Source organism: Vibrio sp. R10-SG3-ISO3 (assembly GCF_059834225.1).
Genome location: NZ_JCBDHE010000040.1, coordinates 24,034 through 37,287, shown reverse-complemented (window position 1 = coordinate 37,287; position 13,254 = coordinate 24,034). Strand labels below are relative to the sequence as shown.

The following is a 13,254-nucleotide window of genomic DNA, read 5'->3' as shown; positions in this document are numbered from 1 at the left end:
AGATCTCGCTATAATCCCCAAGAGTTTAAACATAGAGATTGTGAAAAGCGAATGAAAACAATTGAGGTTGATGAGGATCTATACCGTTACATCGCAAGTCAGACCCAGCATATTGGGGAGAGTGCTTCTGATATTCTCCGTCGTTTACTAAACGCTGACCGCCAGCAAACGGAGTCGCTCGCAACAACGCCCACAGCAAAGAAAGGCGTGGTTGTCAGTAAAGACGCTGTGTTTGAAGAGCGTGTGGATAGCGTCAAAGCGATGCGCTCACTGCTGATTTCCGATGAGTTTGCAGGGCTGAAGAAAGCGATTGACCGCTTTATGCTAGTACTCTCTACTCTTCATCGAATCGACCCAACTGGTTTTTCAGAAGCAACACAAGTGAAAGGTCGTAAACGTGTCTATTTCGCTGACAATGAAGCGACCTTGTTAGAAAGTGGCAATACGACCAAGCCTAAGGCGATTCCTGGCACGCCATTTTGGGTGATCACCAACAACAACACGAGCCGTAAACGCCAAATGGTTGAGCAATTGATGGCTCGCATGAATTTCCCCGCCGATCTGATTGAGAAAGTGATTAACTCGATTTAGAAACTTGTAATCACCGTCAAAGAAATCGGATTTAAACCTCATAATGCACGAATAACTTCAAGTATTATGAGGTTTTTTGTTTTCTTCCCAATTTAAGAAAGGATGTCGACATGGCTATGCACCCGAGAGCGGGACAAAAGGCTCAGCAGCAAGATCTGCATAATATCCCTGCCTTAGTGGCAAACTACTTTTTACTTCAACCTGAAGCGAGCAACCCAGATCATAAAGTGGAGTTCGGTACGTCAGGCCATCGTGGTAGTGCAGACAAATCTACGTTTAACGAGCATCATATTTTGGCGATTGCCCAAGCCATCGCAGAAGTGCGTGCCGAGAAAGGCACCACCGGGCCATTGTTTGTCGGTAAGGACACACACGCGTTGTCAGAGCCAGCGTTCTCAACGGTGGTTGAAGTGCTTGTTGCCAATGGCATCAAGGTGATTGCGCAGCAAGACAACGGCTACACGCCGACGCCTGGCGTCTCTCATGCGATATTGAGTTACAACCTCCAGCATGAGCAAAAAGCGGACGGTATTGTGATCACGCCTTCTCACAACCCACCGCAAGATGGCGGAATTAAGTACAACCCGACGCATGGCGGCCCAGCAGAAGATGCCCTAACCAAAGCCATTCAGGATCGCGCGAACGTGTTGATCGCAGAGGGTTTACAAGGCGTGAAGCGCATGCCGTTGGCAGAAGCGAAAACCTCTGAACTGTTTTCTGAAGTCGACTTGGTGAAACCGTATGTGGACGACCTAGTCAATGTGATTGACATGGAAGCGATTCAAAAAGCGAATTTGACCCTCGGCGTTGATCCACTCGGTGGCAGTGGTATTGATTACTGGCGTCAAATCGCATCCACTTACAACCTTAACCTCACTTTAGTTAGCGAAGCGATTGATCCCTCGTTCCAGTTTATGTCGTTAGACAAAGACGGTGTGGTTCGTATGGACTGCTCATCACCGTACGCTATGGCGGGGCTGCTCGCGCTGAAAGATCAATATGATCTCGCGTTTGGCAACGACCCTGACTACGATCGCCACGGCATCGTGACGCCAAAAGGGCTTATGAATCCTAACCACTTCCTAGCTGTCTGCATTGATTACCTCTACCGCCATCGTGAAGGATGGGAACAAGATGTCGCCGTGGGCAAGACCTTGGTCTCAAGCGCCTTGATTGACCGTGTTGTGGCGGATTTAGGACGTGAGCTGTGTGAAGTACCTGTCGGTTTCAAATGGTTTGTGGATGGCCTGTATGAAGGTAAGTTTGGCTTTGGCGGCGAAGAGAGTGCTGGCGCGTCATTCTTACGTAAAGATGGGACACCTTGGTCAACAGATAAAGATGGCATCATCTTGTGTTTGCTTGCCGCTGAGATCACTGCCGTCACCGGCAAGAATCCACAGCAGTACTACGAAGAGTTGGCGGCAAAGCATGGCGAGTCTCAATACAACCGAATTCAAGCGGTCGCAAATGGGCCACAGAAAGAGGTGTTGAAAAAGCTATCTGCGGAAATGGTCAGTGCGCAAACCTTGGCGGGCGATCCTATCACTGCTCGCTTGACGCATGCGCCAGGCAATGGTGCGGCCATTGGTGGTCTCAAAGTCACGACCGATAACGGTTGGTTCGCGGCTCGTCCATCCGGTACGGAAGAGATCTACAAGATTTACTGTGAGAGTTTCAAAGGGGCTGAGCATCTTAAGCAGATTGAAGCGGAAGCACAGCAGATCGTGAATCAAGTGTTTGCTGACGCAGGGCTATAATAGCGACGCTCTCGTTTTCAGTCACAGGAGACACCAAACTAGGCTACCTTCGGGTAGCCTTTTTTGTTTGTGCTGCTTTATTACCTGCCATATGATATTCCACGTTATCTTTCACTTAGCGACTTGCTGTCGGGTTGTGAGAGCCATCGTCACTCTGCGTTTGACGTCAGTTTGGCCAAGTATCAGGAACAATAAACCAAAACTCTCCGTCTTGCGTTTGTGCATGGACAAATCGCTCTGAGTCGAGCGTCACGGGCTCTCCCATCTCGCGGTTGCCCACCGCCCATTGATGCTTATCCAAAGAGAACAGTGGCTTATTGATCTGTTCCCATTGGCTTGCATAGCACCAGTAGCCACTGATTTGACTTGGGTTAAGCGCATAACCTAGGCAGTGGCTAGGAATGGTCTCAGGCTGAAATGGATTGATGTAGAGGCGGCCCTGAAGTAACAACTTACTCTCCAGTGTTTGATATTGTGGGTATTGCTCAACAAACGCCGCCGTTTGGCTCATCAATAGTTGGTGATTGAGCATTCTGTCGAGTTTTTTATCCAGTTGATCGTGTGCATTCGGCCCATACCATCGGCCGTTGTGGAGTAAGTAAAACTTAATGGCCAGCTCCCAGTGCTGATGCTGAGAGGTTTGGTGGTCATAAACAATCAAATCAATCGCGCCCAAGGTTCTTCCCTCTGGGCTTTGAATTTGCAATTCATCCAACATGACGTCATAGCGCTTGCTGTTGTTTAAGGCTTGAGTCACCAAATATTGATAAACGAACCCCAAACGTGCGTTGCCAGTATAGGGCAGCGAGTCCAAAGGGGTGGGGTTTAGGGTCGTGAGTGAGCAAAACGGCGGGGTTAGCTCGAACAAGGGCGGCGTAGCGGTCAGCCATTGATAGAATCGGGTGAATTGTGTCATCTTTCTTTAGGGCTTGGTTGTCACTGCGGACTAGCTTGACATACACTGGCCGCTGAGCAAACAACCGATAATGTGGAATGTGGTCATGAATCACTTACAACTCGAAGCAATCCTCAATCAAAAGTTATCGCCAGAGCAAATCAAAGATTACGCGCCGAATGGCTTACAAGTGGAAGGCGCAGCTGAGATCACTAAGGTCGTGACGGGCGTCACCGCATCGCAAGCCCTGATTGAGCAAGCGGTCGAGCGAGGTGCGCAGGCGCTACTCGTACATCATGGTTATTTTTGGAAAGGTGAGCCAGAACCCATTCGAGGGATGAAAGGAAAGCGCATTCGAACCTTGATCAAAAATGACATCAATTTGTACGGTTACCACTTACCTCTTGATATTCATCCGGAGCTTGGTAACAACGCTGAGCTTGCCAAGTTACTGGATATCGATGTAGAAGGTGGACTGGAAGGGCACCCTCAATCCGTCGCCATGTTTGGTCGTTTAAGGCGTCCTATGACAGGCGCTGAGTTAGCACACAAGATTGATGCAGCACTCAATCGCCCGCCACTGCATATTCTGCCTGAAAGCGGCGACAGTGTGATTGAAACCATTGGCTGGTGTACCGGAGGTGGTCAGGATTTCATTGAGCTGGCTGCCAACCAAGGTCTGGATGCGTTTATTTCTGGTGAGATTTCAGAGCGAACGACGTACACAGCGCGAGAGCGGGGTATTCACTATTTTAGCGCGGGTCACCATGCGACTGAGCGATATGGGGTGAAAGCTCTAGGGGAGTGGTTAGCCGCGCAGCACGGCTTAGAGGTTGAATTTATCGACATCGATAATCCAGTATAACTGGGCGCGAATACTCAAAAAAACAAAAAAGGGTTGAGACGATCTCAACCCTTTGTGTTTCTTATGACAGGCTATTCACGTTCATGAATAGGCTGAAAGTCGCGTTGCACTTCACCAGTGTAGAGCTGACGTGGTCGGCCGATACGGTTGAGTGGGTCGCTGTGCATTTCGTTCCAGTGTGCGATCCAACCAATAGTACGAGAAAGCGCAAAGATAACGGTAAACATCGAGACAGGAATGCCAATCGCTTTAAGAATGATGCCTGAGTAGAAATCGACGTTCGGGTACAGTTTCTTCGAAACGAAGTACTCATCGGATAGCGCAATACGTTCTAGCTCCATCGCGACATCGAGCAATGGGTCTTGAATGTTGAGTTCTTTAAGTACGTCGTGACAAGTTTCACGCATCACGGTTGCACGCGGGTCGTAGTTTTTGTAAACACGGTGACCAAAGCCCATCAGACGGAATGGGTCGTCTTTGTCTTTCGCGCGTTCAATGTACTCTGGGATGTTGTCAACGCTGCCGATTTCTTCGAGCATCTTCAAACAGGCTTCATTCGCACCACCATGCGCAGGGCCCCATAATGAGGCGATACCTGCCGCGATACAAGCAAACGGGTTCGCGCCAGAAGAACCAGCAAGACGCACTGTTGAGGTTGACGCATTTTGTTCGTGGTCAGCGTGCAGAGTAAAGATCTTATCCATCGCACGGGCGACAACAGGGTTCACTTCGTACTCTTCACAAGGGTTTGCGAACATCATGTGTAGGAAGTTCTCTGCGTAGCTGAGATCATTCCGTGGATAAATGAATGGCTGGCCAATCGAGTATTTGTAGCACATGGCCGCCAATGTTGGCATTTTCGAAAGTAGACGATACGCTGTGATTTCGCGATGTTCGTCGTTGTTGATGTCCAGTGAGTCGTGGTAGAAGGCGGCAAGAGCGCCGACCACACCACACATGACGGCCATTGGGTGAGCATCACGTCTAAAGCCGTGGAAGAAGCTAGCGATTTGCTCATGAACCATCGTATGACGGGTTACTGTCTTTTTGAATTGCTCATATTGTTCACGTGTTGGGGCTTCACCATAAAGAAGTATGTAACATACTTCTAGATAATCAGCGTTGTTAGCGAGCTGATCAATGGGGTAACCGCGGTGCAAAAGAATACCCTTGCCGCCGTCGATGTAGGTGATTTGAGATTCACAAGATGCAGTGGCAAGAAAACCAGGGTCAAAAGTAAAGAATCCATTTGCTCCAAGTTTACGAACGTCAATTACAGGAGTACCTAGGGCACCTTCCATAATTGGCAGCTCGATCGGCGCTTGACCTTCGACATGAAGGGTCGCTTTCTTATCTGCCATAACAATCTCCTTTGTTTATTATTAATCCATCCAGGATGTTTGTGTGACATTTTTGTACGTGTCTTCCGTATTAAAGTCAATTCTTCTACTCTGATGTGTGCACTTGTTTTGATTTTTTGAAGCTGTAAGGTTAAAAATCTGTTCTGTGTAGCAAAAATTGTTACATCAATTGTATTAGAATGTTGCGAGCCGTATAGTGACGCTGTAAATTTTGGTGTAAACCTAATAAATTCAAGGTCTGAAACAAATGTGAGGTGACGTTTCGAATCTTGTTGTTAACAATTATTTTACAATTCAGTTGGGGTATATTACCTGTTGGGTGTTAAATAAATGTTAGCTTTTGTGGGTTTGCAACCAAATTTCATCCATAACAATAAATGCTCAATGGAGCTGAGTGAGCAAGCCCGTGAAAGAAAGAAAGTCAAGACCTGTTAATTTAGATTTGCAGACCATTCGCTTTCCGATCACAGCAATCGCATCGATTTTACACCGGGTCTCTGGTGTGATTACGTTTGTCGCGGTCGGGATTTTACTTTGGTTATTAAACACTTCCTTATCATCCCCTGTCGGTTATGCGCAAGCCGCTGACATCGTCGATGGCTTCTTCGTGAAGTTCATCTTATGGGGCATTCTGACGGCATTGGCCTATCACATTGCAGGCGGTATTCGTCACCTGTTGATGGATTTGGGTCATTTCGAAGAGCTGGAATCTGGCGCGATGAGCGCTAAGGTTGCATTCGCAGCAACAGCCGTGTTGTCTCTACTTGCGGGGGTAATGGTATGGTAAAACACATCTCATCCTTTGGTCGTAACGGTGTGCACGATTTCTTACTCATTCGTGCTACGGCCATCATCATGACACTCTATACGATTTATCTGGTGAGCTTTTGTGCCTTCACCGATATCTCTTACATATCCTGGACTCAGTTCTTTGGTGGTACGTTTACGAAAGTATTCACCATGCTCGCCCTCGTGTCTGTCCTAATCCACGGTTGGATTGGTTTGTGGCAGGTGCTGACCGATTACATCAAATGCGCCAAGTTACGTGGTGCGCTTCAGTTGGGTGTGATCGCGATTCTATTGGGTTATTTCTTCTCTGGTCTATTTGTATTGTGGGGTGCGTAAGTGTCTATTCCAGTTCGTGAATTTGATGCCGTAGTAATCGGCGCTGGTGGTGCAGGTATGCGTGCTGCACTGCAAATTTCAGAGCAAGGCCTGACGTGTGCTTTGCTGTCCAAAGTCTTCCCAACTCGTTCTCATACCGTATCAGCGCAAGGCGGTATTACCGTTGCGCTCGGTAACTCGCATAAAGACGATTGGCAATGGCACATGTACGACACCGTTAAAGGGTCGGACTATATTGGCGACCAAAACGCCATTGAGTACATGTGTAAAAACGGACCAGAGTCTGTCATCGAACTAGAGAAAATGGGTCTGCCATTCTCTCGTTTCGACAATGGCAGCATTTACCAACGTCCTTTCGGCGGTCAGTCGAAAGAGTTTGGTGGCGAACAAGCCGCTCGTACTGCTGCTGCTGCTGACCGTACGGGCCACGCGTTATTGCACACGCTGTATCAGCAAAACGTCAAACACAAAACCACCATTTTCTCTGAGTGGTACGCGCTTGATTTGGTGAAAAACCAAGACGGCGCCATCATGGGTTGTACCGCTATTTGCATGGAAACGGGTGAAATCTGTTACTTCAAATCTAAAGCTACGGTACTTGCGACAGGTGGTGCGGGGCGTATTTATGCCTCAACGACTAACGCACACATCAACACAGGTGATGGTGTGGGTATGGCGCTTCGTGCTGGTGTGCCAATGCAAGACATGGAAATGTGGCAGTTCCACCCAACTGGTATTGCCGGCGCGGGTGTTCTGGTTACAGAAGGTTGTCGCGGTGAAGGTGGTTATCTTCTTAATAAAGATGGTGAGCGCTTTATGGAGCGCTATGCGCCGAATGCGAAAGACTTAGCAGGTCGTGACGTGGTCGCGCGCTCAATGATGATTGAGATTCGTGAAGGTCGCGGTTGTGACGGTCCATGGGGTCCACACATCAAACTCAAGTTGGATCACTTGGGTAAAGATGTGCTTGAATCGCGTCTACCAGGCATTTGTGAGCTTTCTAGAACCTTTGCTCACGTCGATCCGGTTAAAGAGCCTATCCCTGTTATCCCGACCTGTCATTACATGATGGGTGGCGTACCAACTCAAGTGTCCGGTCAAGCGATCAAACAGCTGGCAGATGGCAGCGATGTTGAAGTTCAAGGTCTGTTTGCTTGTGGTGAAATTGCCTCTGTATCTGTGCACGGTGCTAACCGTCTCGGGGGTAACTCGCTGCTTGATTTGGTGGTCTTTGGTCGAGCGACGGGTCTACACCTTGGCGAGACTTTGGCGGCTCAAGCAGAAGCACGCCCAGCGACAGAGTCTGACATCGAAGCGTCACTGGCGCGCACTATGCGTTGGGAGAACAGTAAAGGTGGTGAAGACCCAGTTCAGATCCGCAAAGATTTGCAAACGTGTATGCAAAACAGCTTCTCTGTCTTCCGTGAAGGCGACGCGATGGCAACGGGTCTCGAAGAGCTTAAAGTCATTCGTGAGCGTTTAAAAGACGCACACCTTGCGGACAAATCTTCTGAGTTCAACACCCAGCGTATCGAGTGTTTAGAGCTAGACAACCTCATGGAAACGGCGTTCTCCACTGCCGTTGCAGCGAACTACCGTACGGAAAGTCGTGGAGCGCATGCCCGTTTTGACTTCCCTGAGCGTGATGATAACAACTGGCTATGTCACTCAATTTATAACCCGGAAACCGAAGCGATGACCAAGCGTGATGTCAACATGACACCTGTTCATCGTGAAGCATTCCCGCCGAAAGTACGTACATACTAAGGGAGGATTGAATCATGAAACTAAACTTCTCTTTGTACCGCTACAACCCAGATGTAGACAGCAAACCTTATATGAAGGACTACACTCTAGAGGTCGACGAAGGCTCTGACATGATGGTGTTGGATGCTCTGATTCTTCTGAAAGAGCAAGATCCTACGATTGCATTTCGCCGTTCATGCCGTGAAGGTGTCTGTGGATCTGACGGTCTGAACATGAATGGTAAAAACGGATTAGCCTGTATTACACCGCTGTCGGCATTGCAAGGTGACAAGATTGTCATCCGTCCACTGCCGGGATTGCCTGTCGTGCGTGATCTAATCGTTGACATGACGCAGTTCTATGATAACTATGCGAAAGTTAAGCCATTCTTGATTGACGACGGCGCACTTCCCCCATCAAGAGAGAACCTACAATCTCCTGATGAACGTGCCCATTTGGATGGATTGTACGAATGTATTATGTGCGCATGTTGTACGACATCCTGTCCGTCTTTCTGGTGGAATCCTGACAAATTTATAGGCCCTGCGGGCCTACTTGCCGCTTACCGTTGGCTGATTGACAGCCGCGATACGGCGACAGATGAACGCTTATCAAATCTTGATGACGCATTTAGCGTTTTCCGTTGCCACGGCATCATGAACTGTGTAAGTGTTTGTCCGAAAGGGTTAAATCCGACGAAAGCGATTGGTCACATTAAGACCATGCTCGTGAACCGCTCGGTTTAATGGACAATAAAAATTGCCGGTCATAATGTCGTGACCGGCTCTTATTAGCTCGGCGCAGACCGAAGCAAACGTGAAAACTACTGGTTAAGGGAAAATATGCACAACGGCGTGATGAAGGCATGGCTCGAGTCTTCACACTTGGCTGGCGCCAATGCAACGTATGTAGAGGACCTCTACGAACTGTATCTAAGTGATCCCGATCTGGTAAGTGAGGAGTGGAAACGCGTGTTCGATGGCTTGCCTAAGCCTGACAACGAAGTGGTTGAACAGCCACATTCGCGTGTCCGTGACTACTTCCGACGACTCGCTCAAGAAACAAAGCATTACAATGTCCAAGTTAGTGATCCAGATGTCGACGCTAAACAAGTAAAAGTACTTCAGTTAATTAATGCTTACCGCTTTCGTGGACACGAAGCGGCTCAATTAGACCCCCTAGGATTATGGCAGCGCCCACCTGTGGCTGAGCTTGATCCTGCTTTCCACTCTCTCACAGAAGACGATCTAGAAGAATCCTTCAACGTAGGTTCATTTGCTATTGGTCAAGAGACCATGCCGTTGAAAGACATCTACTCCTCGCTGAAAAAAATCTACTGTGGTTCAGTGGGTGCTGAATACATGCACATGACCGACACCGAGCAAAAGCGTTGGATTCAACAACGTCTCGAGTCGGTCGTCGGCCAGCCGACGTTCAGCCAAGACGAGAAGCGAACATTCCTTGACGAGCTTACCGCAGCGGAAGGCCTAGAGCGTTACCTTGGCGCGAAGTTCCCTGGCGCGAAGCGTTTCTCACTCGAAGGTGGGGATGCCCTAATCCCTATGACCAAAGAGCTGATTCGTCACGCAGGATCAAGCGGTATGCGTGAAGTCGTGATTGGTATGGCGCACCGTGGCCGTTTGAACATGTTGGTCAACGTGCTCGGTAAAAAGCCACAAGATTTGTTTGATGAATTCGCGGGCAAACACGACGAAACATGGGGAACGGGTGATGTGAAATACCATCAAGGTTTCTCTGCTGACTTCGCTACCCCAGGTAGTGATGTCCACCTCGCGCTTGCTTTTAACCCGTCTCACCTTGAAATCGTCAACCCAGTTGTCATGGGCTCAGTACGTGCACGTCAAGACCGTTTAGGTGATAAAGACGGCAGTACTGTTTTGCCAATCACCATTCACGGTGACTCAGCGATTGCCGGTCAAGGTGTCGTGGCAGAGACGTTCAACATGTCTCAAGCACGCGGCTTCCAAGTGGGTGGTACGGTTCGTATCGTGGTGAACAACCAAGTCGGCTTTACGACGTCTAACCCAAGAGATACGCGCTCAACCATGTACTGTACGGACATCGCTAAGATGGTCCAAGCACCGATCTTCCATGTCAACGCAGACGACCCAGAAGCGGTGGCGTTTGTGACGCGTATCGCCCTTGACTACCGTAACGAATTCAAACGCGATGTGGTGATTGACCTGGTTTGTTACCGTCGTCACGGTCACAACGAAGCGGACGAGCCGAACGCGACTCAGCCGCTGATGTATCAAAAAATTAAGAAGCACCCCACACCACGTAAGCTCTACGCCGATGTGTTGATGGAGCGCGGTGATTTCGGTATCGACGTGGCCACGCAACTGGTCAACGAATACCGTGATGCACTTGATCGTGGTGAAGTTGTGGTCAAAGAGTGGCGCCCGATGGCTCTGCACTCAGTGGATTGGTCTCCATACCTTGGCCACGAGTGGGATATGCCGTGGAGCAATACCTTTGATAAAGCGCGTCTGCTTGAACTAGGCAAACGTATTTGTCAGTACCCAGAGAGCCACAAGCTCCAGAGCCGAGTGAATAAGCTCTACAACGATCGTCAAGCTATGTTAAGCGGTGAGAAAGCGGTCGACTGGGGTATGGCTGAAACCTTAGCCTATGCCACCTTGGTTGACGATGGTAAGCGTATTCGTATCTCCGGTCAGGATTCAGGTCGCGGCACCTTCTTCCACCGTCATGCAGTACTGCACAACCAAGCGGACGCCAGCACGTATGTGCCACTGTCTAACATCCACGACAAACAAGGCCCGTTCCAGGTATTTGACTCGGTGCTGTCTGAAGAAGCCGTGCTTGCCTTTGAATATGGCTATGCGACCGCTGAGCCGGGCGGCCTGACGCTATGGGAAGCGCAGTTTGGTGACTTTGCCAACGGCGCGCAGGTCGTGATTGACCAGTTTATCTCGTCTGGTGAACAGAAGTGGGCCCGTTTGTGTGGTTTGACGATGTTGTTGCCGCACGGCTATGAAGGTCAAGGACCAGAGCACTCTTCTGCACGCCTAGAACGTTATCTACAGCTATGTGCAGAGCAAAACATGCAAGTGGTAGTGCCGTCTACGCCAGCTCAGGTATACCACATGATTCGCCGTCAAGTGGTTCGCCCGATGCGTCGTCCTCTGATTGTGATGTCTCCAAAGTCGTTGCTGCGTCATCCTTTGTGTACGTCTACTATGGATGAATTGGCCGATGGCACATTCCAAGCGGCAATTGGCGAAATCGACAACTTAGAGCCAGCCAAAGTGAAACGTGTCGTGTTCTGTTCCGGTAAGGTCTACTTTGACCTACTTGAGCAGCGTCGTAGCAATGAACAAGACGACGTCGCGATTGTTCGCATCGAACAGCTTTACCCATTCCCGCTGGAAGAGGTGAAAGCCGCTATCGAACAATACACCAACGTGGAAGATTTTGTCTGGTGTCAGGAAGAGCCACAAAACCAAGGGGCTTGGTACTGCAGTCAACACAACTTCCGTGCTGCTATTCCGAAAGGCGCAGATCTTAAATACGCGGGCCGTCCTGCGTCAGCATCTCCTGCGGTCGGCTATATGTCAGTACACTTGAAACAGCAAAAGGCGCTAGTTGAAGACGCGCTAAACGTGAATACAAAAACTTCGGATTAAGAACTAGAAGTTAAAGGAAGAAACCGATATGACAATTGAAATTCTGGTTCCAGATTTACCTGAATCTGTTGCTGACGCTACGGTCGCGACGTGGCACAAACAACCTGGTGACGTTGTAGAGCGTGACGAGGTGTTGGTGGATATTGAAACGGACAAAGTGGTTCTAGAAGTCCCAGCGCCAGAAGCGGGTGTACTCGAAGCCATTATTGAAGTCGAAGGCGCAACCGTGCTCTCGAAGCAGCTCCTTGCCAAACTTAAGCCAGGTGCGGTCGCCGGCGAGCCAACGACTGACACAACAGAAGCGTCAGAAGCGTCACCAGACAAGCGTCACAAGGCATCATTGAGCGAAGAAAGCAACGATGCACTTAGCCCAGCAGTGCGTCGCCTACTCGGTGAGCATGGCCTTGAAGCGAGTCAAGTCAAAGGCACGGGAGTAGGTGGTCGCATCACGCGTGAAGATGTTGAAGCGCACCTTGCGAACGCGAAAGCAGCACCTCAAGCGGCAGCGCCTGCAGCCGTTGAAGCGCCAGCAGCGGCACGTAGCCAAAAACGTGTGCCTATGACGCGTCTTCGTAAGACAGTGGCTAACCGTCTACTGGAAGCGAAGAACAACACCGCGATGCTGACAACGTTTAACGAAGTGAACATGAAACCTATCATGGACCTGCGTAAACAGTACAAAGATCAGTTCGAAGAGCGCCACGGCACTCGCCTTGGCTTTATGTCTTTCTACGTTAAAGCGGTGACGGAAGCGTTGAAGCGTTTCCCAGAAGTGAACGCGTCAATCGATGGTGACGATATCGTTTACCACAACTACTTCGACATCAGCATGGCGGTATCGACGCCACGTGGCCTAGTGACACCAGTATTGAAAGACTGTGACACCCTAGGCTTTGCCGATATCGAGAAAGGCATCAAAGAGCTTGCGATTAAAGGTCGTGATGGCAAGTTGACGGTCGACGAATTGATGGGCGGTAACTTCACTATCACTAACGGTGGTGTATTTGGGTCATTGATGTCAACGCCAATCATCAACCCACCTCAGTCAGCAATCTTGGGTATGCATAAAATTCAAGATCGTCCAATGGCGGTGGATGGCAAAGTCGAGATCTTGCCGATGATGTATCTCGCGCTTTCATACGACCACCGTCTGATTGACGGCCGTGAATCCGTTGGCTTCCTAGTGACCATCAAAGAGCTACTGGAAGATCCAGCACGTCTGTTATTAGACGTTTAATATCGCTGA

11 protein-coding genes are annotated in these 13,254 nt (G+C 49.4%); 9 read left to right on the top strand and 2 right to left on the bottom strand.

The window, feature by feature from the left end; genetic code table 11:
- Nucleotides 1–51 precede the first annotated feature (51 nt).
- Both seqA and pgm read left to right on the top strand, forming a co-directional pair.
- Nucleotides 52–591: a replication initiation negative regulator SeqA gene (gene seqA / locus AC6R1A_RS09990; protein ID WP_334555194.1), complete on the top strand. Its 540-nt coding sequence runs from the start codon at nt 52–54 to the stop codon at nt 589–591.
- Nucleotides 592–701: 110 nt separating this feature from the next.
- Nucleotides 702–2,348, top strand: coding sequence for a phosphoglucomutase (alpha-D-glucose-1,6-bisphosphate-dependent) (gene pgm / locus AC6R1A_RS09985; protein ID WP_500633878.1), 1,647 nt, complete (start codon nt 702–704; stop codon nt 2,346–2,348).
- 166 nt (nt 2,349–2,514) lie between these two features.
- Here pgm and AC6R1A_RS09980 read toward each other — a convergent pair whose 3' ends face one another.
- Nucleotides 2,515–3,264 carry a DUF1853 family protein gene (locus AC6R1A_RS09980; protein WP_500633877.1) on the bottom strand — a complete coding sequence of 250 codons (750 nt, stop codon included), beginning with the start codon at nt 3,262–3,264 and terminating at the stop codon, nt 2,515–2,517.
- A gap of 85 nt (nt 3,265–3,349) precedes the next feature.
- Between AC6R1A_RS09980 and AC6R1A_RS09975 the strand changes: the two genes are divergently transcribed.
- Entirely contained in the window at nt 3,350–4,108 is a 759-nt protein-coding gene (locus tag AC6R1A_RS09975) for a Nif3-like dinuclear metal center hexameric protein (RefSeq protein WP_487903179.1), read from the top strand.
- Between the two features lie 71 nt (nt 4,109–4,179).
- Here the strand turns inward: AC6R1A_RS09975 and AC6R1A_RS09970 are convergent, their stop codons facing one another.
- Nucleotides 4,180–5,469 (bottom strand): citrate synthase, encoded by a 1,290-nt coding sequence (locus AC6R1A_RS09970; protein WP_500630659.1) that lies wholly within the window; start codon nt 5,467–5,469, stop codon nt 4,180–4,182.
- A 394-nt stretch (nt 5,470–5,863) separates the two neighbouring features.
- Between AC6R1A_RS09970 and sdhC the strand changes: the two genes are divergently transcribed.
- The 6 genes from sdhC (at nt 5,864) to odhB (ending at nt 13,245) form a co-directional block, all read left to right on the top strand.
- Nucleotides 5,864–6,256 carry a succinate dehydrogenase cytochrome b556 subunit gene (sdhC, locus tag AC6R1A_RS09965; protein WP_500633876.1) on the top strand — a complete coding sequence of 131 codons (393 nt, stop codon included), beginning with the start codon at nt 5,864–5,866 and terminating at the stop codon, nt 6,254–6,256.
- A complete protein-coding gene (sdhD, locus tag AC6R1A_RS09960; protein WP_334555200.1) occupies nt 6,250–6,594 on the top strand; it encodes a succinate dehydrogenase, hydrophobic membrane anchor protein in 345 nt (114 codons plus the stop codon). The genes sdhC and sdhD overlap by 7 nt, the downstream gene beginning before the upstream one ends.
- Nucleotides 6,595–8,361, top strand: coding sequence for a succinate dehydrogenase flavoprotein subunit (gene sdhA, locus AC6R1A_RS09955; protein ID WP_334555201.1), 1,767 nt, complete (start codon nt 6,595–6,597; stop codon nt 8,359–8,361).
- Nucleotides 8,362–8,375: 14 nt separating this feature from the next.
- Nucleotides 8,376–9,086: a succinate dehydrogenase iron-sulfur subunit gene (locus AC6R1A_RS09950; RefSeq protein WP_334555202.1), complete on the top strand. Its 711-nt coding sequence runs from the start codon at nt 8,376–8,378 to the stop codon at nt 9,084–9,086.
- Nucleotides 9,087–9,182: 96 nt separating this feature from the next.
- Entirely contained in the window at nt 9,183–12,008 is a 2,826-nt protein-coding gene (gene sucA, locus AC6R1A_RS09945) for a 2-oxoglutarate dehydrogenase E1 component (protein WP_500633875.1), read from the top strand.
- 28 nt (nt 12,009–12,036) lie between these two features.
- Nucleotides 12,037–13,245 carry a 2-oxoglutarate dehydrogenase complex dihydrolipoyllysine-residue succinyltransferase gene (odhB, locus tag AC6R1A_RS09940; protein WP_334555204.1) on the top strand — a complete coding sequence of 403 codons (1,209 nt, stop codon included), beginning with the start codon at nt 12,037–12,039 and terminating at the stop codon, nt 13,243–13,245.
- The last annotated feature ends 9 nt before the right edge of the window (nt 13,246–13,254 follow it).

Coding starts and splice junctions, on each gene's coding strand:
- odhB (WP_334555204.1), top strand. CDS start 12,037: ATGACAATTGAAATTCTGGTTCCAGATTTACCTGAATCTGTTGCTGAC.
- AC6R1A_RS09980 (WP_500633877.1), bottom strand. CDS start 3,264: ATGACACAATTCACCCGATTCTATCAATGGCTGACCGCTACGCCGCCC.
- AC6R1A_RS09970 (WP_500630659.1), bottom strand. CDS start 5,469: ATGGCAGATAAGAAAGCGACCCTTCATGTCGAAGGTCAAGCGCCGATC.
- AC6R1A_RS09975 (WP_487903179.1), top strand. CDS start 3,350: ATGAATCACTTACAACTCGAAGCAATCCTCAATCAAAAGTTATCGCCA.
- sdhD (WP_334555200.1), top strand. CDS start 6,250: ATGGTAAAACACATCTCATCCTTTGGTCGTAACGGTGTGCACGATTTC.
- AC6R1A_RS09950 (WP_334555202.1), top strand. CDS start 8,376: ATGAAACTAAACTTCTCTTTGTACCGCTACAACCCAGATGTAGACAGC.
- seqA (WP_334555194.1), top strand. CDS start 52: ATGAAAACAATTGAGGTTGATGAGGATCTATACCGTTACATCGCAAGT.
- sucA (WP_500633875.1), top strand. CDS start 9,183: ATGCACAACGGCGTGATGAAGGCATGGCTCGAGTCTTCACACTTGGCT.
- pgm (WP_500633878.1), top strand. CDS start 702: ATGGCTATGCACCCGAGAGCGGGACAAAAGGCTCAGCAGCAAGATCTG.